The 20,536-nt window shown below is 57.8% G+C and carries 17 protein-coding genes; 7 read left to right on the top strand and 10 right to left on the bottom strand.

The genetic code is table 11. From position 1 onward, the window contains the following. From D5066_RS22975 to yicI, 3 genes are all read left to right on the top strand, one after another. Positions 1 to 199, top strand: a 199-nt coding sequence (locus D5066_RS22975) for a transposase (protein WP_119916680.1), incomplete at its 5' end; no start/stop codon positions are given. A gap of 164 nt (positions 200 to 363) precedes the next feature. Continuing rightward, positions 364 to 1,755 (top strand): glycoside-pentoside-hexuronide family transporter, encoded by a 1,392-nt coding sequence (locus tag D5066_RS17560; RefSeq protein WP_119916679.1) that lies wholly within the window; start codon positions 364 to 366, stop codon positions 1,753 to 1,755. 12 nt (positions 1,756 to 1,767) lie between these two features. After that, positions 1,768 to 4,086: an alpha-xylosidase gene (gene yicI, locus D5066_RS17555; protein ID WP_119916678.1), complete on the top strand. Its 2,319-nt coding sequence runs from the start codon at positions 1,768 to 1,770 to the stop codon at positions 4,084 to 4,086. A gap of 60 nt (positions 4,087 to 4,146) precedes the next feature. Here yicI and D5066_RS17550 read toward each other — a convergent pair whose 3' ends face one another. After that, positions 4,147 to 5,850: an AsmA family protein gene (locus D5066_RS17550; protein WP_119916676.1), complete on the bottom strand. Its 1,704-nt coding sequence runs from the start codon at positions 5,848 to 5,850 to the stop codon at positions 4,147 to 4,149. 119 nt (positions 5,851 to 5,969) lie between these two features. Further along, entirely contained in the window at positions 5,970 to 7,361 is a 1,392-nt protein-coding gene (gene xanP / locus D5066_RS17545) for a xanthine/proton symporter XanP (RefSeq protein WP_119916675.1), read from the bottom strand. A gap of 225 nt (positions 7,362 to 7,586) precedes the next feature. Between xanP and gltS the strand changes: the two genes are divergently transcribed. Further along, complete coding sequence (gltS, locus tag D5066_RS17540) at positions 7,587 to 8,789, top strand: sodium/glutamate symporter (protein ID WP_061096645.1); 1,203 nt, start codon at positions 7,587 to 7,589, stop codon at positions 8,787 to 8,789. 2 nt (positions 8,790 to 8,791) lie between these two features. On the opposite strand, the gene recG is transcribed toward gltS, so the two are convergent. Genes recG through gmk form a run of 5 tightly spaced genes read right to left on the bottom strand, consistent with a single transcriptional unit; the run spans position 8,792 to position 14,658 of the window. Then, a complete protein-coding gene (gene recG, locus D5066_RS17535) occupies positions 8,792 to 10,873 on the bottom strand; it encodes an ATP-dependent DNA helicase RecG (RefSeq protein ID WP_119916673.1) in 2,082 nt (693 codons plus the stop codon). A 3-nt stretch (positions 10,874 to 10,876) separates the two neighbouring features. Continuing rightward, positions 10,877 to 11,566, bottom strand: coding sequence for a tRNA (guanosine(18)-2'-O)-methyltransferase TrmH (gene trmH, locus D5066_RS17530; protein ID WP_080329820.1), 690 nt, complete (start codon positions 11,564 to 11,566; stop codon positions 10,877 to 10,879). Positions 11,567 to 11,570: 4 nt separating this feature from the next. Continuing rightward, positions 11,571 to 13,685, bottom strand: a complete 2,115-nt coding sequence (spoT, locus tag D5066_RS17525) for a bifunctional GTP diphosphokinase/guanosine-3',5'-bis pyrophosphate 3'-pyrophosphohydrolase (RefSeq protein ID WP_028015011.1) — start codon at positions 13,683 to 13,685, stop codon at positions 11,571 to 11,573. Positions 13,686 to 13,704: 19 nt separating this feature from the next. Then, entirely contained in the window at positions 13,705 to 13,980 is a 276-nt protein-coding gene (gene rpoZ, locus D5066_RS17520) for a DNA-directed RNA polymerase subunit omega (protein ID WP_000135058.1), read from the bottom strand. 54 nt (positions 13,981 to 14,034) lie between these two features. After that, positions 14,035 to 14,658, bottom strand: a complete 624-nt coding sequence (gene gmk, locus D5066_RS17515; protein WP_080329821.1) for a guanylate kinase — start codon at positions 14,656 to 14,658, stop codon at positions 14,035 to 14,037. A 251-nt stretch (positions 14,659 to 14,909) separates the two neighbouring features. Here gmk and ligB point away from each other — a divergent pair, with 251 nt between their 5' ends. Continuing rightward, complete coding sequence (gene ligB, locus D5066_RS17510) at positions 14,910 to 16,589, top strand: NAD-dependent DNA ligase LigB (RefSeq protein WP_119916672.1); 1,680 nt, start codon at positions 14,910 to 14,912, stop codon at positions 16,587 to 16,589. Here the strand turns inward: ligB and D5066_RS17505 are convergent. Next, positions 16,583 to 17,200, bottom strand: coding sequence for a trimeric intracellular cation channel family protein (locus D5066_RS17505; protein WP_119916670.1), 618 nt, complete (start codon positions 17,198 to 17,200; stop codon positions 16,583 to 16,585). The two genes, ligB and D5066_RS17505, sit on opposite strands and share 7 nt — an antisense overlap. Before the next feature lie 205 nt (positions 17,201 to 17,405). Then, positions 17,406 to 18,269 (bottom strand): YicC/YloC family endoribonuclease, encoded by an 864-nt coding sequence (locus D5066_RS17500; RefSeq protein WP_023309886.1) that lies wholly within the window; start codon positions 18,267 to 18,269, stop codon positions 17,406 to 17,408. Positions 18,270 to 18,394: 125 nt separating this feature from the next. Between D5066_RS17500 and rph the strand changes: the two genes are divergently transcribed. Both rph and pyrE read left to right on the top strand, forming a co-directional pair. Beyond that, positions 18,395 to 19,111, top strand: a complete 717-nt coding sequence (gene rph / locus D5066_RS17495) for a ribonuclease PH (RefSeq protein ID WP_010426431.1) — start codon at positions 18,395 to 18,397, stop codon at positions 19,109 to 19,111. 68 nt (positions 19,112 to 19,179) lie between these two features. Then, on the top strand, positions 19,180 to 19,821 hold the full coding sequence (pyrE, locus tag D5066_RS17490; RefSeq protein WP_119916669.1) for an orotate phosphoribosyltransferase: 642 nt from the start codon (positions 19,180 to 19,182) through the stop codon (positions 19,819 to 19,821). 40 nt (positions 19,822 to 19,861) lie between these two features. Here the strand turns inward: pyrE and slmA are convergent, their stop codons facing one another. After that, positions 19,862 to 20,458 (bottom strand): nucleoid occlusion factor SlmA, encoded by a 597-nt coding sequence (slmA, locus tag D5066_RS17485; protein WP_008502690.1) that lies wholly within the window; start codon positions 20,456 to 20,458, stop codon positions 19,862 to 19,864. Positions 20,459 to 20,536: the final 78 nt, after the last annotated feature.

Here is a 20,536-nt window from a genome sequence, read left to right as displayed (position 1 = left end):
CGAACCTGCCCGGGAACGCTGGCGTCCCCAACTGGATTTGAAGTCCAGCCACCTCACCGGAGATGACGATCTTCCGCGCCTCGATTGCTACATGGAGGCGGGGCGCATTATAGCTACTTTCAGGCATTTACCACATCCCCCCGCACACTTTTTTCACCTCTCTTTTGACCTGTACACCCCTGTTTCAGTTAATTCTTAAGAAAATCCTCAGGTTAGCCTTTCGTGCTGTCAACATTTACCGCGATCACAAAAAACAAGAAACGTAATCTGCTAACCAGAAAACGCAATACCCGCCTTTGAAACAATGGTTTAAAACCAATGCAACCGGTCTCAGCGCCCCCTACAGCGTGAAGGATAAAAAAGATGAGCGAAGTATTGTCAGTAAAAGAGAAGATTGGCTACGGCATGGGAGACGCCGCCAGCCACATCATTTTTGATAACGTCATGTTGTACATGATGTTTTTCTACACCGATATTTTCGGCATTCCCGCCGGGTTTGTCGGCACCATGTTCCTGCTGGCCCGCGCGCTGGATGCGATCTCCGACCCGTGCATGGGGCTGATAGCCGACCGCACCCGCAGCCGCTGGGGCAAGTTCCGTCCGTGGATTTTGTTCGGCGCGATCCCGTTCGGCATCGTCTGCGTGCTGGCCTATACCACGCCGGACCTCAGCCTTAACGGCAAAATGGTTTACGCCGCCGTGACATACACTCTGCTGACCCTGCTCTATACCGTGGTCAATATCCCCTACTGCGCACTGGGCGGCGTGATCACCAACGACCCGACGCAGCGTATCTCCCTTCAGTCCTGGCGCTTTGTGCTGGCGACCGCGGGCGGCATGCTCTCCACGGTGCTGATGATGCCGCTGGTGAACCTGATTGGCGGCGACGATAAGGCGTTCGGCTTCCAGGGCGGGATCGCCGTGCTGTCGGTGGTCGCGTTCCTGATGCTGGCATTCTGCTTCTTCACCACCAAAGAGCGCATCCAGGTGCCGCCGAGCACCACCTCCATGCGGGAAGACCTGCGTGATATCTGGCAAAACGACCAGTGGCGCATCGTTGGTGTTCTCACCATCCTCAACATCCTCGCCGTCTGCGTGCGCGGTGGCGCGATGATGTTCTACTGCACCTGGATCATGGGTTCGCCGGAGGTGTTCGTCGCGTTCCTTACCACCTACTGCGTCGGTAACCTGATCGGCTCCGCGCTGGCGAAACCGCTCACCGACTGGAAGTGCAAGGTCAGTATCTTCTGGTGGACCAACGCCGCGCTGGCGGTGGTCAGCGTGGCGATGTTCTTCGTGCCGATGCATGCCACCGTGCTGATGTTCGCCTTTATCTTCGTCATCGGCGTATTGCACCAGCTGGTGACGCCGATTCAGTGGGTGATGATGTCCGATACCGTCGACTACGGCGAATGGACCAACGGCAAGCGCCTGACCGGCATCAGCTTTGCGGGCACGCTGTTCGTGCTGAAACTCGGCCTGGCGCTGGGCGGGGCGATGATCGGCTGGATGCTGGCAGGCGGCGGCTACGACGCGGCAGCCAAAACCCAGAACAGCGCGACCATCAGCATCATTATCGGCCTGTTTACCCTGGCCCCGGCGGTCTGCTACGTGCTGAGCGCCATTATCGCCAAACGCTACTACACGCTGAAAACCCCCTTCCTGACCAAAATCCTGGGCGAGCTAGCGCAGGGCGCACGCCGCAATCAGCAGGAGTTTGAAACCCTGCCGGTCAGTAAAGAATTGCAGAACTAAGAGGACGAAAGCATGAAAATCAGTGATGGAAACTGGCTTATTCAACCGGGCCTGAACGTGACGTATCCGGTTCAGGTGTTCGATGTGGAGCAGCAGGGAAATGACCTGGTGGTGTATGTTGCGCCGCGCGACGTGCGCGAACGCACCTGGCAGCTCGACACGTTGATGTTTACGGTGCGCCTGTTTGCCCCGCAGGAAGGGATCGTTGGGGTGCGCATCGAGCACTTCCAGGGCGCGCTGAATAACGGCCCGCACTATCCGCTGAACGTTCTGAAGGATGTGAAGGTAGAGATTGAAAACAACGCCGAGTTTGCCGAGTTGAAAAGCGGTAGCGTCAGCGTGCGCGTCACCAAAGGCGAGTTCTGGGCGCTGGATTTCCTGCGCAACGGCCAGCGCATTACCGGCAGCCAGCTGAAAAACAACGGCTACGTGCAGGACAGCAATACCGACCGCAATTACGTGTTCGAACGTCTGGATCTGGGCGTGGGGGAAACGGTCTACGGCCTGGGCGAGCGCTTTACCGCGCTGGTACGCAACGGCCAGACGGTCGAAACCTGGAACCGCGACGGCGGCACCAGCACCGAGCAGTCCTACAAAAATATCCCGTTCTACCTTACCAACCGCGGCTACGGCGTGCTGGTTAATCACCCGGAAAACGTCTCGTTTGAAGTCGGCTCCGAGAAAGTCTCCAAAGTGCAGTTCAGCGTGGAAGGGGAGTATCTCGAGTACTTCGTGATCGACGGCCCGACGCCGAAAGAGGTGCTAAACCGCTATACGCAGTTCACCGGGCGTCCGGCGCTGCCGCCTGCGTGGTCGTTCGGCCTGTGGCTGACCACTTCATTCACCACCAACTACGACGAAGCCACGGTGAACAGCTTTATCGACGGCATGGCCGAGCGCGACCTGCCGCTGCACGTGTTCCACTTCGACTGCTTCTGGATGAAGGCCTTCCAGTGGTGCGACTTCGAGTGGGACCCGGTGACCTTCCCGGATCCGGAAGGGATGATCCGCCGCCTGAAGGAGAAAGGGCTGAAGGTCTGCGTGTGGATCAACCCGTACATCGGCCAGAAGTCGCCGATCTTCCGGGAGCTGAAAGAGAAGGGCTATCTGCTCAGGCGCCCGGACGGCTCCCTGTGGCAGTGGGACAAATGGCAGCCGGGGCTGGCGATTTACGACTTCACCAACCCGGACGCGTGCCGGTGGTATGCCGACAAGCTGAAAGGCCTGGTGGATATCGGTGTCGACTGCTTCAAGACCGACTTCGGCGAGCGTATCCCGACGGACGTGCAGTGGTTCGACGGGTCCGATCCGCAGAAGATGCACAACCACTACGCCTACATCTATAACGAGCTGGTATGGAACGTGCTGAAAGAGACGGTGGGTGAAGAAGAGGCGGTGCTGTTTGCCCGCTCCGCGTCCGTCGGTGCGCAGCAGTTCCCGGTGCACTGGGGCGGCGACTGCTACGCCAACTATGAGTCGATGGCGGAAAGCCTGCGCGGCGGGCTGTCGATTGGCCTGTCCGGCTTCGGGTTCTGGAGCCACGATATCGGCGGGTTCGAAAACACCGCTCCGGCGCACGTCTACAAGCGCTGGTGCGCGTTCGGGCTGTTCTCCAGCCACAGCCGCCTGCACGGCAGCAAATCCTACCGGGTGCCTTGGGCGTACGATGACGAGTCCTGCGACGTGGTGCGCCACTTCACGCAGCTGAAGTGTCAGCTGATGCCGTACCTGTATCGCCAGGCGGCGCTGGCCCGCGAGTTCGGCACGCCGATGCTGCGGGCGATGATGCTGGAGTTCCCGGACGATCCGGCGTGCGATTACCTCGACCGCCAGTACATGCTGGGGGATGCGGTGATGGTCGCGCCAGTCTTCTCCGAGGCGGGGGACGTACAATTCTACCTGCCGGAAGGCCGCTGGACGCACCTGTGGCACAACGATGAAATTGAGGGCAGCCGCTGGCATAAGCAGCAGCACGATTTCATGAGCCTGCCGGTCTACGTGCGCGACAACACCCTGCTGGCGCTGGGCAACAATAACCAGAGGCCGGACTACGCGTGGAACGCGGGAACGGCCTTCCAGCTGTTTAACCTGGGCGATGGCGCAACGGCGGTGAGCGAAGTCCCTGCGGCGGATGGCTCCGTGGCGTTTACGCTGAAGGCGTCACGTCGGGGCGACACCGTGACCTTTACCGGCACGGGAGACGCGCAAAACTGGTCGGTGTGCTTGCGCAACGTGCAGAAGGTGAGCGGTGTGAAGGGCGGTTCACACGCGGCCAGCGAGTGGGGTGTGGTGGTGAAAGCGGAGGGGAATGAGGTGATGGTTTACCTTTAATTCCCCTCACCCTAACCCTCTCCCCAAAGGGGCGAGGGAATGGTTTGCTCCCTCTCCCTTTTAGGGAGAGGGCTGGGGTGAGGGTGGTGTCGATACCACACCGCCCGTCATGGTCTGCTGCACCTGCTGTTTATCCATATTCACCGCGTTCAGCTTGCCGTTCACCGTCGGCTTAAGCGGGGCATTCGCCTGCACGCTGCCGCTGGCGGTCATCTGAATATTGCCGTCGCCCGTAATCGGCAGCGCAGGCCAGCCCCACTGCTGCAGCACGTTAAGCGGCACGCCGCGCCCGTTCAGGCTCACCGTGGCCTGCCGCTGTGGCAGCTGCGAAACCGTCGCCGTGGCTTCCAGAATGCCTTTCTCGGTAAACGCGCTCAGGTCGGTAATGTTCACCGTGGCGGCGTTTGCATTCAGCGCCAGCGACGGACGGCGAACGTCCACGCGATTAAAGGTTGCCGCCGCGCCGTTCAGGGTTGCGCTGCCGCCCCAGACGCCCCACTGGCGATCTTTTACCAGCTGCAGGTTTGCACCATAGCCGTCCAGAGAGGTGATCTGCCACGGGAAAGCGGGATCGATGTCGATCACCAGGTTGCGGCTCAGGCCAAATTTTTGCAGCGTGACGCTGTTCAGCCATTCCGGCAGCGGTTCCATCCACAGTGTTTTCCAGTTTTCAGGCAGGGTGTATTCCAGCCCGGCGATGGCAACATCGTCCAGCACCAGCGCTTTGCCGTCGCGCAGCCAGTTGCCGGACGTGCGCACCATGCCGCCCTCCCAGCGGGAGGTGAACTGGCGCAGCGCCATGCCCTGCGGGGAAAACTCCGCATTCAGGATCGGGTCAAACAGATGCAGCGAGCCGTAGATAAACTCGCTGGCGTTCATGGACAGGCGGCCTTCCTGGCTCTGCCAGTCGCCTTTGCTCAGCGTCAGGTTGCGCAGGCTTAAATCGAGATCGGTCACCGCCCAGTCCGGGCCCTGCAGGCGGGCATCGGTGACCTCCAGACGGCCAATTTGCAGGGAAGGAATATTGGCCAGCGGTGCAAAGAATGCTTTCAACATTTTGTCGCTCTGCAGGCGGATCTCGTTCAGGCGCATGGTGTCGATTACCCAGCTTCCGTCGGCGTTGCGCAGGGCGGAGCCGGTGAGCGAGCCACGGGCCATATCGGCACCGATGGTGTTCAGCACGACCTCCTTGCCGTTCAACTGACCGTCGATCAGCACGTTGGTAGCCGGGACGCCGTTCAGGGTCAGCGAACCGGCGCTCATCTGGATCTTCGCGTTTTTACCCAGCACGTTGCCCGCTTCCGGCTGCCATGGGCTGACGCCGCCCGTGACCTTCTGCGCGCTCAGGTCCCATTCGGTATTCGGACTATTAAAGGCCATGTTGTTCAGCTGCAAACGATCGGCCTGGAAAGGCAGCGGTGCCGTCTGAGGCGAGAGATTCAGCGTGCCGTCGAACAGGGTGATGGTGTCCATGTGCAGCGGATCGGTAACCTGACGGCTGCTCAGGCCGATATCGACTTTTTTCGCCACCAGCGTGGCGGGTTTACCGTCCCGCCCAAAGGTGACATTTTCCAGAATGAGGTGGGAAGGCGACGAAAAGCGGTGATTCATCTTGTCGAAACTGAGTTCGTAGTCGGTATTCACCGTAATCCAGCTGCTGACCTGCGCCGCGCCCCAGCGGGTCTGGAGCAGAATATACAGCGCCAGCACGACGATAAGCAGGGCTATCAGCAGATAGACGAGTAGCTTTCCAATAAATTTCATGGTCTTCCATCCCGCAAAACGAACATAAGGGAGTTATGCACGATTTATGCGCAATGCTCAAGGCGGGAATGGTGTAATTAGATGTCACGGCAGGCATTGATGGCCTGCCGTGAGGGAGATCAGTTCTTCTCAGGCGGAAAAACGAGGTTAAGCACGATAGCGGTGATACCGCCGGCGGCAATGCCGGAAGAGAGCAGGTTTTTCACCCAGTCAGGCGCAAACTGCAGGATCAGCGGCTGCTGGGATACGCCCAGACCGACGGCCAGCGACAGCGCGATAATCATGATCGCGCGGCGGTTCAGCGGCTCGCGGGAGACGATACGCACGCCGGAGGCCGCGATAGTCCCGAACATCACCAGCGTTGCGCCGCCCAGTACCGGCTCAGGAATGTGCTGCACAAAGCCGCTCACCGCCGGGAACAGGCCGAGGACAATCAGCATCAGCGCCACCACGAAACCAACGTAGCGGCTGGCCACGCCGGTCAGCTGGATCACGCCGTTGTTCTGGCCGAAGCAGGAGTTCGGGAAGGTGTTGAATACCGCAGAGACAAACGAGTTCAGGCCGTTCGCCAGCACGCCGCCTTTCAGACGCTTCATGTACAGAGGGCCGGACACCGGCTGCTCGGAGACGTCAGAGGTGGCGGTGATATCACCGATGGTCTCCAGAGAAGTAATCATAAAGACCAGCATCAGCGGCAGGAGCAGGCCCCAGTCAATGCCCAGACCGTAGTAAAGCGGTGTGGGAACGGTGATCAGCGCGCTGTTGGTCGGCGCGGTGTTCTCAGGCAGCATCCCCAGCGCCCACGCCAGCAGATAACCCGCCGCCATGGCGATCACCAGCGAGGCCACGCGCAGGTAAGGGTTACGCTGGCGGTTAAGCAGAATGATGATCGCCAGCACCACGCCCGCCAGCAGCAGGTTTTTCGGCGCGCCGAAGGTGTGGTCGCTCATTGCGGCATAGCCGCCGCCGATGGAGGTGAGGCCCACCTGAATCAGCGACAGGCCGATAATCATAACGACGACGCCAGAAACCAGCGGAGTAATGACGCGGCGAGCCAGGTGCAGAATACGGGAGATGACCATCTCCGTGCAGCTGGCCAGCATCAGGGTGCCGAACAGTGCTGCCATCATGGTTGGGACATCCGCACCGCCTGTTTTCAGGGCTGTGCCGCCCATGATCAGTGGCGCCACGAAGTTAAAGCTGGTGCCCTGAATCGACAGTAACCCCGACCCCACCGGCCCCCAAGCTTTGATTTGAATAATGGAGGCCACGCCGGAGGCAAAGAGGGACATGCTGATGATGTGCTGCGTATCCTGCGCCGGTAAGCCGAGCGCCTGACAAATCAGCAGCGCCGGGGTGATCACCGCAACAAACATTGCCAGAAGATGCTGGCAGGCGGCGAAAAGCGTCTGCGGCAGCGGCGGTCGGTCTTCAAGGCGGTAAATCAGTTCGCTATTTTGCTTCTGCGCAATCGGTTGCGCATCAGGCGACTCTATGGTGTTAACGGACATCGGCGGCAATCCCACGGTGGAAAAGCGGGCATTTTATCTGACCATCTGGTAAAAGCAAACGATTGCCAACAAAAAAAGACAAGAAAATCTGCCGCCGTGAGCAGGTTTTCTACAACCCATCGGAAAAAAAAATTACACTTTTTGCGCCGGGGGCTCATGAAGAGCGCAACCCGGCCCAGGATAACGCCGCGTGTGTATGGAACACGCGCATAACAGGAGCCTTTTATGATTCATCTCGATACGTTGTCGACCCTTGTTGCCGCAACGCTGGTTCTTCTGCTTGGTCGCAAGCTGGTTCACAGTGTTTCCTTTCTGAAAAAGTACACCATTCCTGAACCTGTCGCTGGCGGTCTGCTGGTGGCGCTGGCCCTGCTGATACTGAAAAAAAGCATGGGCTGGGAAATTGATTTTGATATGTCCCTGAAAGACCCGCTGATGCTGGCTTTCTTTGCCACCATCGGCCTGAACGCCAACCTGGCGAGCCTGCGCTCGGGCGGTAAGGTGCTCGGCGTATTTCTGATTGTGGTGGTGGGGCTGCTGCTGATGCAAAACGCAATTGGCATCGGCATGGCAACGCTGCTGGGGCTGGATCCGCTGATGGGGCTGCTGGCGGGGTCAATTACCCTTTCGGGCGGTCACGGGACCGGCGCGGCGTGGAGCAAGCTGTTCATCGAACGCTACGGTTTTGAAAACGCGACGGAAGTGGCGATGGCCTGCGCCACCTTTGGCCTGGTGCTGGGCGGCCTGATTGGCGGCCCGGTAGCGCGTTATCTGGTGAAGCACTCCACCACGCCGAACGGCAGGCCCGACGATGAAATGGTGCCGACTGCGTTCGAAAAGCCCGACGTTGGCCGCAGCATCACCTCACTGGTGATGATTGAAACCATCGCGATGATTGCCATCTGCCTGACCGTAGGCAAAGTGGTTGCGCAATGGCTGGCGGGTACCGCGTTTGAACTGCCGACCTTTGTCTGCGTGCTGTTTATCGGGGTGATCCTGAGCAACGGTCTGGCGCTGATGGGCTTCTACCGTGTGTTTGACCGTGCGGTATCGGTGCTCGGTAACGTCTGCCTGTCGCTGTTCCTGGCGATGGCGCTGATGAGCCTGAAACTGTGGGAGCTGGCCTCGCTGGCGCTGCCGATGGTAGCGATTCTGGCGGTGCAAGCGCTGTTTATGGCGCTGTACGCCATGTTCGTGACCTGGCGCATGATGGGGAAAAACTACGATGCGGCGGTACTGGCGGCCGGTCACTGCGGGTTTGGTCTGGGGGCTACCCCAACGGCTATCGCCAACATGCAGGCGATCACCGAACGGTTCGGGCCATCGCACATGGCGTTTCTGGTGGTCCCGATGGTCGGGGCGTTCTTTATTGATATCGTCAACGCGCTGGTGATCAAGCTGTACCTGATGTTGCCGATGTTTGCCTGAGATCAGGCGTTGGAATACCGTTCGGTTTCCGGCATCCAGCGCTCAATTAACGCTGCCGCCTGTTCGGGGTAGCGTTCATGAATATGGCGTGCAAGGCGCTGAACTTCGGGGATCATGGCCTGATCGCGCAGCAAATCTGCCACTTTGAATTCCGCGTTCCCCGTCTGGCGCGTGCCCAGCAGCTCGCCCGGTCCGCGTATCTCCAGGTCCTTTTGCGCAATCACAAAGCCGTCGTTGCTGTCGCGCAGCACCTGCAGCCGCATCTGGGCAGTTTTTGAAAGCGGGGCTTTGTAAAGCAGCACGCAGTGCGACGCTACCGCGCCGCGGCCAACGCGCCCGCGCAGCTGGTGAAGCTGGGCAAGCCCCAGACGCTCCGGGTTTTCGATGATCATCAGGCTGGAATTCGGGACGTCTACACCCACTTCGATGACCGTCGTCGCGACCAGCAAATGCAGATCTCCCTGTTTGAAGGACTGCATCACCGCCTGCTTCTCGGCAGGCTTCATGCGGCCATGCACCAGGCCAACGTTCAGCTCGGGCAGCGCCAGCTTGAGCTCTTCCCACGTGGCTTCGGCGGCCTGGGCTTCCAGCAGCTCAGACTCTTCAATCAGGGTACAGACCCAGTAGGCCTGGCGCCCTTCATGGGTGCAGGCGTTGCGCACGCGGTCAATGATGTCGCTGCGGCGCGTATCCGGTATGGCGACCGTCGTCACCGGCGTTCGGCCTGGAGGCAGTTCGTCGATGGTGGAGGTATCCAGATCGGCGTAGGCGGTCATCGCCAGGGTACGTGGGATCGGCGTGGCGGTCATGATCAGCTGATGCGGGTGGAAGCCCTGCTGCAGCCCTTTTTCCCACAGCGCCAGACGCTGATGCACACCGAAGCGGTGCTGTTCGTCGATAATCACCAATGCAAGGCCGTTAAATTGCACCTGCTCCTGGAAGATGGCGTGCGTGCCGACAATCATCTGTACCTGACCGCTGGCGATGGCCTCCTGCTGCGCAAGACGCGCTTTGCCTTTTTGCTTCCCGGCAAGCCAGCCCACCTCAATCCCGAGCGGTGCGAACCAGGCGCGGAAATTATTGGCATGCTGCTCGGCCAGCAGCTCGGTCGGCGCCATCAGCGCGACCTGTTTGCCGTGGGCAATCGCGCGCAGGGCCGCCAGGGCGGCAACCAGCGTTTTACCGGACCCGACGTCGCCCTGCACCAGGCGCATCATCGGCACGTCGAGTGCCATATCGCGTTCGATTTCGGCGGTGACGCGCGCCTGCGCGCCGGTGGGCTTAAACGGCAGCGAGGCCAGCAGCTTATCTTTGAGCTCATCACGCGGGCTTAATGGCTGGGCGTGGAAACGCTGTGCGCCAGCGCGAAGCGCCAGCATGCTCAGGTTATGCGCCAGTAATTCCTCAAGGATAAGACGCCGTTGGGCGGGGTGTTGACCGCTTTCTAAATCGCTGAGCTGAAGCGTGGGCGGCGGGCGATGCAGGGTACGCAGCGCCTCGGGCAGGCTCATCATACCCTGCGCCAGTTCTGGCGGCAGCAGCTCGGCAATGGCGCAGGTATCGAGCAGTTCCAGCGCCTGATCGGTGAGCTTACGCAGCGTCGCCTGCTTGATGCCTTCGGTCGTCGGGTAAACCGGCGTGAGCGTCTCCTGCAGCTCCGGCGTGCTGAGATCGCCCTGTACGCGGTATTCCGGGTGGATCATCTCCGCGCCGTATTTCCCGCGTTTGGCTTCGCCATAGGCCAGCACTCTGCGGCCTGTCGCCAGGCTGTTTTTCATCGCCGCGCTGAAGTTGAAGAAACGCATGGTGAGGATGCCGGTGCCGTCGCTGATCTGACAGGTCATCATCCGGCGGCCGCCGAAAGTGATGTTGCAGTTCAGGACTTCGCCCTCAACGGTGGCGTAAATGGCGGGAAGAAGATCGCCAATCTTGTAGAGCTGAGTGCGGTCTTCGTAACGCAGGGGGAGGTGAAGCAGGAGATCCTGCACGGTGTGCAGACCAATTTTTGCCAGCTTATTGCTTTGCGCCGCGCCCACGCCCGTCAGGCTGTTGAGCGGGATAGCATCCAGCAGGCGGCCTTTCATCGGTTACCCGGCGTACTGCATGGTGGCCCACCACTCGGCATCGGCTTCAATCTCGCCCTGCGCGTTGACGTGGGGGTAAGGCAATTTTTTCTGCTTCGCAACGCGTGCCAGCACCGGATAGCCTCCTTCAAACAGCAGGCGCTGCTGTTCTTCTTCCGGGAGCATACTGTTGCTGCGCTCGTACATCCCGGCATTCTGACGCTGGCGCTGCGCTTCATAGAGAATGAGCGCGGACGCCACGGAGACGTTAAGGGACTGAACCATGCCGATCATCGGAATGATGATGTCCCGATCCGCCAGATCCAGCGCTTCCTGGGAGATCCCGGTTTTCTCCTGACCCATCAAAATGCAGGTCGGGCGGGTATAGTCGATCTCGCGGAAATCTACGGCTTTTGCGGACAGGTTTGTCGCCAGGATCTGCATCCCGCGCCCTTTCAGGTGCGTTACGGCATCGCCAATCGTCTGGTGAGATTTGACGGACACCCAGCTGTTACTTCCCGCAGCCGCAGAGACCATGGTTCGCATCCGGTGACCCGGCCAGACGGCGTGCACTTCATGCACACCGACGGCATCTGCGGTACGGACGATGGCAGAGACGTTATGAGGTTTATGCACCTGCTCCATGCAGACCGTCAGGTCAGGCTGTCGCCTGGCGAGCATTTCGCAGATACGGGCATAACGTTGTGAATTCATAAACCTAGTTTCGGTTTCGGGTGACTTTAATCACGTCCGGCATGACGCGGATTTTGCGCATAATATTCGCCAGATGCACGCGGTCGCGGGCGGTCAGACGAATAAAGGCGCTATAGACGCGACCATCTTTTTCTTCCGTGTTCAGGCTCTGAATGTTGGAAGAAGCCGTGTTGATGGCTGCCGTCAGGTTCGCCAGTGCACCCTGGTGGTTGAACATATCCACCTTAATTTCGGTGATAAATTCCTGCGCCGTCTCTTTATCCCACTCGACTGCCATAAACTTCTCGGCTTCTTTCTGGTAGCCGCGAATGTTACGACAGGATTCATGGTGGATAACCAGCCCTTTGCCCGGGCTGACGTGCGCAATAATCGGGTCGCCAGGAATTGGACGGCAACATTTTGCGAAGGTGATCAGCACCCCGTCCGCGCCTTTGATCGGCAGATGGGCATGGCCGGATGCACCAGGAGCCGAAGGCGTCGCTTCGCCCTGCTGCAGGTTTTTCGCTACCACGACGCTCATCGCGTTACCCAGACCAATTTCCGCCAGCAGATCGTCCAGAGACGTCAGCTTCATACGGTCGAGTTCACGCTGAATATGCTCCGGTGGGATCTCAGCCAGTTTACGGCTGCCGCCCAACGCGTGGTTGAGCAGACGACGCCCCAGACTGACGGAATCATCACGCTTGAGGTTTTTCAACAGCTGACGAATTTTTGCGCGCGCTTTGGAGCTCACGACAAAGTTCAGCCAGGCCGCGTTCGGACGTGCGCCCGGCGCGGTAATAATTTCGACCGTCTGGCCGCTGGAGAGCGGCTGAGACAGCGGGTAAGGCTGTCTGTCGACGCGCGCGCCCACGCAGGCGTGCCCGATATCGGTATGCACGGCGTAAGCGAAGTCGACCGGCGTTGCGCCCGCAGGCAGTTCGACAATGCGACCTTCTGGGGTGAAAACGTAAATCTCATCCGGGAAGAGATCGGATTTAACGCTCTCGATAAATTCGAACGAGCTACCCGCACTCTGCTGAAGTTCCAGCAGGCTTTGCATCCAGCGCTGGGCGCGGATTTGTGCGGTCGTGCTGCTTTCGCCACCGTGCTCTTTATACGCCCAGTGTGCGGCTACACCCATCTCTGCCATCTGGTCCATGTCTTCGGTGCGGATCTGCACTTCAACAGGCACGCCGTGCGGACCGATCATCGAGGTATGCAATGATTGATAGCCGTTCGCTTTTGGAATGGCTATGTAATCTTTCATGCGCCCCGGACGCGGTTTGTAGAGGCTGTGCATCTGCCCCAGTACGCGGTAGCAGGTGTCCGAGTCGTGGACGATAACGCGGAACGCGTAAATATCCATGATCGAGTGAAAACGCTGCTCTTTGAGCACCATTTTGCAGTAGATGGAGTAAAGATGTTTTTCGCGACCGCTGACACGGCACGGAATTCCCGCTTCCTGCAAACGCCCTTCAATTTCAGAGAGGATCTTTTGAATCATCTCTTTACGGTTACCGCGTGCGGCTTTCACCACCTCTTTAATCACGCGATAGCGGTTTGGGTACAACGCTTCAAAGCCCAGCTCTTCCAGCTCGGTTTTGATGTGGTGGATACCTAAACGGTGCGCCAGCGGACTGTAAATTTCGAGGGTTTCACGGGCAATGCGGCGACGTTTATCCGGGCGAAGTGAGCCCAGCGTGCGCATGTTGTGAGTACGGTCAGCGAGTTTGATGAGAATGACGCGGATATCCTGCACCATCGCCATAATCATCTTGCGGAAGTTTTCGGCTTGCGCCTCTTTCTTGTCGCGGAATTTCAGCTTATCAAGCTTAGAGACCCCTTCCACCAGCTCGGCAACGCTTTTGCCAAACAGCTGTTCCATATCCTGGTAGGTGGCAGGGGTATCTTCGATCACGTCGTGCAGCAGGGCGGCCATCAGCGTTTCGTAGTCGAGTTTCATCTCGGCCAGAATACAGGCTACCGCAACCGGGTGCGTGATGTAGGGTTCACCGCTTGAACGTGTCTGGCCCTCGTGAGCGTCACGTGCAACGAGATACGCCTGCTGAAGACGCTTAATCTGGTCTTCAGGCAGGTAGGTTTGAATCAGTTGATTCAGGCTTTCAAACAGATACAAGGGCGACCCGCAGGTTTAATTAACGACGACCTTCAGCAATGGCGGTTACGGCCTGCAGTTCTGCGGCTTCCTGCTCTTGCTGCTCCTGGCGCTCACGTACGTCGAGGATCTGGTTGTTGATCAGACCTTCTTCGATTTCGCGAAGTGCAATAACGGTGGTTTTATCGTTTTCTTCCGGTACCAGCGGATCTTTACCGCCTACCTGCATCTGACGAGCGCGACGCGCGGCGACCAGCACCAGGTCAAAACGGTTACCAATTTTCTCTACAGCGTCCTGAACAGTTACGCGTGCCATACTTAAAATGCTCCACAGGTGAAGAAATGACTGGGCATGATACTGAAAGTGGGTTCAGTCTGCCAACAGTTTGGTGATTAATGCGTCATGTCGCTGCTTCTGGCGGCTCATACGCAGACGTTCTGCGCGAAGAATGGTTTTGAGATCGCTCAACGCGGCATCAAAATCATCATTCACAATAAGGTAATCATATTCCGCGTAATGGCTCATTTCTGCAACTGCCTGTTCCATACGCTTTGCGATGACTTCTTCACTGTCCTGACCGCGGCCACGCAGGCGACGATCCAGCTCATCTTTCGACGGCGGTAAAATAAAGATACTGCGCGAGTCAGGCATTTTCTTGCGAATTTGCTGCGCGCCCTGCCAGTCGATGTCCAGGAACACATTCACGCCCGTGGCCAGAACCTGCTCAATGGTTTCACGCGAGGTGCCGTAGTAGTTACCAAACACTTCTGCGTGTTCAAGAAACGCGTCTCTGGCGATCATCGCTCTGAACTCGTCGTGATCAACAAAGAAATAGTGTTCACCGTGCACTTCACCCGGACGCGGCGCGCGCGTGGTGTGAGAAACAGAAACCTGTGTATCGTACAACGGTTGGGTTTTTAACAGTGCCTGAATAAGGCTGGATTTACCCGCGCCGCTAGGGGCAGAAACAATATAAAGCGTGCCTTGAGCCATGAGAGTCTTTTGTATGTGTTAGCGAAGAAGTCCTACATACGGGCTTATTATACACGTCGGCGCAGTGTGACGTAGCCTTTGTCACACTTTTTCCCCTGGATTATTGAATTTTGCGTACCGTTTTCAGGTTTTACCTGCGGTTTGCAGCAATAAAAATTAATGCTGGATAGCGCCTCGCAAGGTGAGAGGTTGCTATTAGCGTCGTTTCTCACGCCAGGTTATACCTCCTGCACTGCAAAGGAGGGGTAGCGATGTGGCGATGGATAAGCGGATTCATGTTGTTGTGGTGTGGTTACGGGGCGGCGGTGTGTCCGGTGTGGTCACCGGCAAAAGCCGCGAAAGAGATTGCGTCTTTAAGCGCACAAATCAAACGCTGGGATGATGCCTACTGGAAGCAGGGGGTGAGCGAGGTCAACGACGACGTGTATGACCAGCTCAACGGGCGCTTAACCCAGTGGCAGCGCTGTTTTGGCAACGAACTTGCTGAGAACACGCTTCCTGCATTAACAGGAAGCGTAAAGCACCCTGTCGCCCATACGGGGGTACGTAAAGTCGCCAGCAAAGAAGCGCTGGGCCAGTGGATGCACGGGCGGAGCCCGTTATGGATGCAGCCAAAGGTCGACGGCGTGGCGGTAACGCTGGTGTATCGCAACGGAAAGTTAGCCCGGGCCATCAGCCGTGGTAATGGCCTTAAAGGCGAGGACTGGACGGCACAGGTGCGTTTAATTCCGTCCGTGCCTAAGGACGTGTCCGGCGCGCTGGCAAACAGCGTTTTACAGGGTGAGCTGTTCTGGTTGCGCGAGAATCACGTCCAGCGGCAGATGGGCGGAATGAATGCACGGGCAAAAATTGCGGGTGCGATGATGCGGCAGAAAGACAGCGCACTTCTGAACCAGACGGGAATATTTATCTGGGCCTGGCCGGATGGGCCGCAAAGGATGGAAAGCATGCTGTCTGAACTGTCCAGGGCAGGATTCTCCCTGACGGCGCGCTATACCCTGCCCGCACAAACTGCTGATGTTGTTGAAAAGCAGCGTTTGGCCTGGCAAAACACCGCATTACCCTTTGCCACGGATGGCATTGTGGTTAGGTCTGCGGAGTCTCCTTCAGGGGAGCACTGGTTGCCTGGTGAAGGCAACTGGGTTGTCGCATGGAAATATTCGCCTGCTGCACGGGTTGCCGAAGTCAGGGATATTCATTTTTCCGTGGGACGCACGGGCAAAATTTCTGTCGTGGCGGCCCTGGAGCCTGTACAGCTGGATGATAAACAGGTGCAGCGGGTGAGCCTGGGGTCGGTCGGGCGTTGGCAGAGACTGGACATTGCGCCGGGCGATCAGGTGCAGGTGAGCCTGGCCGGGCAGGGTATTCCCCGGTTTGATAAGGTTGTCTGGCGAGGGACGGACAGACGAAAACCAGCGCCACCGGACTCGCGTTATCACTCCCTGAGCTGCTTTTATGCCTCGCCGGAATGTATGGAACAGTTCTTTGCCCGGCTGACGTGGCTCAGTTCGAAGCAGGTTTTCAACATTGAAGGACTGGGAGAATCAGGCTGGCGGACGCTCTGGCAGGCGCATCATTTTGAACATCTCTTTTCATGGCTGCTGTTAACGCAGGAACAGCTGCAGTCGACGCCGGGATTCTCTGCCGCACGCGGGCTGGCGCTCTGGCATCGCTTCAATCAGGTGCGCGAGCAACCTTTTATCCGCTGGATTATGGCACTGGGTGTTCCGTTGCCGCAGGCCTCACTGAAGGCGTTGAGGGATGTGTCGTGGCAGAAGATGAGCGAACGCAGTGAAAAGGCCTGGCAGGCCTTGCCGGGTACGGGAGAAGAGAAGGCGCGGCAAATCGTTACCTGGCTGCACGCGCCAGAGATCGATGTGCTGGTCAGGTGGCTTGCTCAGCAGCACATCAACGGGTTCTGGGATCAGTGAGCGCTGTGCTTATAGTGAAACACGGGCAATCCGAGCTTCAGACGCAGCGCCAGCATGCGGGCCGTAAAGCCAAACAGCAGCGTGGAGATGACCACCACGTCATGGTTCGAAACGTAGTTCTGCAGGGCAATGTAGAGCACCGCTGCGGCGAAAGAGATGCCGGCATACAGCTCTTTTTGGAAGACCAGAGGAATGCGTTTGCAGAACATATCGCGCAGCACGCCACCGAAAACGCCCGTCACCACGGCAGCAATGGTGGCGATAACCGGGCCTTCCCCCATATCGAGCGCGATTTGCGCGCCGATGATAGAAAAGACGATCAGCCCCAGCGCATCAAGCACCAGGAACAGGCGGCGAAGATGAGGCATAACGGGTGCCACTATGGTGGTTAATACGGCAGCCGTTGCGACGATAATGACATACTCGGGATGCTTCACCCAGCCGAGCGGGTAATGGCCCAGCAGGATATCGCGCACGGAACCGCCGCCCAGCGCGGTCGCAGTGGCAATAATGATCACGCCGAAGGTGTCCATCCGGCGACGCCCTGCAGCGAGCGCCCCAGTCATGGCTTCTGCGGTGATACCAATGAGATAAAGAACGTGAAGCAGCATATACCCTCCGGTGTGAACGCGGGAAGGTTAGCGATTTGTGCGCAAGATCACGATTGAGATTTTCTAAGGTGAGCTACTTTGCCCTATAAATTTTTATCAATTTACAGGTAATGGTACTGATGGTTGGCGGTAAAGAAACAAAACAAGATAAAGGAAGGATTAGAAATAGTAATGGGTGGCCCCAGCCGACGCCACCCAAATGACATTACTCGATGTTCTGGATCTGCTCGCGCATCTGCTCAATCAGAACCTTGAGTTCAATCGCTGAGTTGGTCACTTCAGCATTGATAGACTTAGACGCCAGGGTATTCGACTCGCGGTTGAACTCCTGCATCATAAAGTCCAGACGGCGGCCTACCGCTTCCTTCTTCTTCAGGATGTTGTAGGTTTCTTTCACGTGCGCTTCCAGACGATCCAGCTCTTCGGCGACGTCAATACGCTGCGCCATCAGCACCAGCTCTTGTTCCAGACGAGTGTTTTCCAGCTGAACTTCTGCTTCTTCCAGCTTTGCGACCAGGCGCTCGCGCTGCCATTGCAATACTTCTGGCATATGGGTGCGGACTTTGGCTACTTCGGTGCTCACGCCTTCAAGACGCTGCTCAATCATCGCTTTCAGCGCCTGGCCTTCGGTTTCACGAGCAACGATAAAGTCGTCCAGCGTGCCGTCGAGGGCTGCCAGGATTTCTGCCGCAATGGCATCCAGATCCTGTTCACCGGCGGCCATGACGCCAGGCCAGCGCAGAATATCAACCGGGTTGATTTCGCCTTCATCACTCTGCATTTTGACCCAGTTCGCCGCATTCACGAGCTGTTTCGCCAGCTTTTCGTTGAGGATCAATTCGCCCTGCGCGCTGGCATCTGGCTCAAAGCGCAGGTTGCATTCTACTTTCCCGCGGGTCAGACGCGTGCGGATACGCTCGCGCACCACAGGTTCAAGGCTGCGGAACTGTTCCGGCATACGGAAATATGTTTCCAGATAGCGCTGGTTTACCGAACGCATTTCCCAGGTAGCGCTACCCCAGCTACCCTTGATTTCACGCCGGGCGTAGGCGGTCATACTGCGGATCATAGACATTCCCGTTTTTAAAGGAGAGATGGGGGGATTATAGCTTTCGGGGGCTTCTCAGGATAGGAATAAGCGTCCTTTATCCGTATAATGCGCAGCCACATTCGTTTCAAGCCGGAGAATCCATCATGCGTCCATCAGGTCGTAGCGCCAACCAGGTGCGTCCCGTCACCCTGACCCGTAACTATACAAAACACGCTGAAGGCTCCGTGCTGGTTGAGTTTGGTGACACTAAAGTGCTGTGCACTGCCTCCATCGAAGAAGGCGTTCCGCGCTTCCTGAAAGGTCAGGGCCAGGGCTGGATCACCGCCGAGTACGGCATGCTGCCGCGTGCGACCCATACCCGTAACGCCCGCGAAGCGGCGAAGGGCAAGCAGGGCGGTCGTACCATGGAGATTCAGCGTCTGATCGCGCGTGCGCTGCGCGCCGCCGTAGACCTGAAAATCCTCGGCGAATTCACCATCACTCTCGATTGCGACGTCATTCAGGCTGATGGCGGCACGCGTACCGCGTCCATTACCGGTGCCTGCGTAGCGCTGGCCGATGCCCTGAACAAGCTGGTTGCAGCCGGTAAGCTGAAAACCAACCCAATGAAAGGGATGGTCGCGGCGGTTTCTGTTGGTATCGTTAACGGCGAAGCGCTTTGCGATCTGGAATATGTTGAAGATTCCGCAGCCGAAACCGACATGAATGTGGTGATGACCGAAGACGGTCGCATCATCGAGGTGCAGGGCACGGCGGAAGGTGAGCCGTTCACCCATGAAGAGCTTCTCTCCCTGCTGGCGTTGGCCCGAGGGGGAATCGAATCCATTGTAACGACGCAGAAAGCGGCGTTAGAAAATTGATTTTAAAGGCGACCAATGAGTCGCCTTTTTTTTGCCTGTAAGACAGAAAAAACCAAAGGAGCGAATCCATGAAATCGTATCAGCGCCAGTTTATTGAGTTTGCAATTAATAAACAGGTACTTAAGTTTGGCGAGTTTACGCTGAAATCCGGGCGTAGGAGCCCCTATTTCTTCAACGCCGGGCTGTTTAATACCGGGCGCGATCTGGCACTGTTAGGCCGTTTCTATGCCGAAGCGCTGGTGGATTCCGGGATTGATTTTGACCTGCTGTTTGGCCCGGCCTACAAAGGCATTCCGATTGCGACCACCACTGCGGTGGCGCTGGCGGAACACCATGACCGCGATGTGCCCTACTGCTTTAACCGCAAAGAGGCTAAAACCCACGGGGAAGGCGGGAATCTGGTCGGCAGCGCGCTGCAGGGCCGCGTCATGCTGGTGGACGATGTGATTACCGCAGGCACGGCGATCCGCGAGTCGATGGAGATTATTCAGGCCAACGGTGCGACGCTTGCCGGTGTGCTCATTTCTCTGGATCGTCAGGAGCGTGGCCGCGGCGACATTTCCGCTATTCAGGAAGTCGAGCGTGATTACGCCTGCAAAGTGACTTCCATCATCACCCTGAAAGACCTGATTGCGTATCTGGAAGAGAAGCCAGAGATGGCGGACCATCTGGCGGCGGTACGTGCGTACCGGGAAGAGTTCGGGGTGTAGTTAAATTGCCCGGTGGCGCGACGCTTACCGGGCTTACGGATTACTGCAACTGAGCAGCCACTAACGGCCAGCGGGCGTCAAAATCGTCCGTTGGACGGTATTTGAATTCGCTGCGCACGAAGCGGGAGAGCATGCCTTCACAAAACGCCAGTATCTGGCTTGCCAGCAGCGTTTCATCAATGCTGTATCCTTCGCCTTCACGCATTTTCTTCTCGCGCAGTACCTGGCGCAACTGCGCTTCAATACGTTCGAAAAGCTGATTGATGCGGCCCTGCAGCCTGTCCTGCTCAAACATCAGTGCGTGGCCGGTCAGGATACGGGTTAAACCCGGATTGCGTTCCCCAAAGCCCAGAATTAACAGCACAATCAGACGCAGACGCGCGGTGGTGTCTTTTTCGTCTTTCAAAATCAGGTTGATGCGCGTGATCAGGCTGTCTTCGATAAACTCGATCAGGCTGTCGAACATCCGGGTTTTGCTCGGAAAATGACGGTACAGCGCCGCCTCAGACACGCCCACAGAGGCGGCCAGTTTGGCGGTGGTGATGCGTTGACTGCCATCGCTGGATTCAAGCATCAGAGCCAGAGATTGAAGTATTTCTTCGCGACGATTCCTTTTCGCGGTTTGTTTTTCTGCCATGTTACAAAATACCCCTGAAAATAAGCACTTGCCAGGCTGGCATCCACACAGCGACCGCAAACTGACGTTTGCGGTTTG

This window comes from Enterobacter chuandaensis (assembly GCF_003594915.1).
In the GTDB taxonomy this organism is placed as follows: domain Bacteria; phylum Pseudomonadota; class Gammaproteobacteria; order Enterobacterales; family Enterobacteriaceae; genus Enterobacter; species Enterobacter chuandaensis.
Note: the sequence above shows the minus strand (reverse complement) of the source record. Positions and strands in the feature narration are given on the sequence as shown.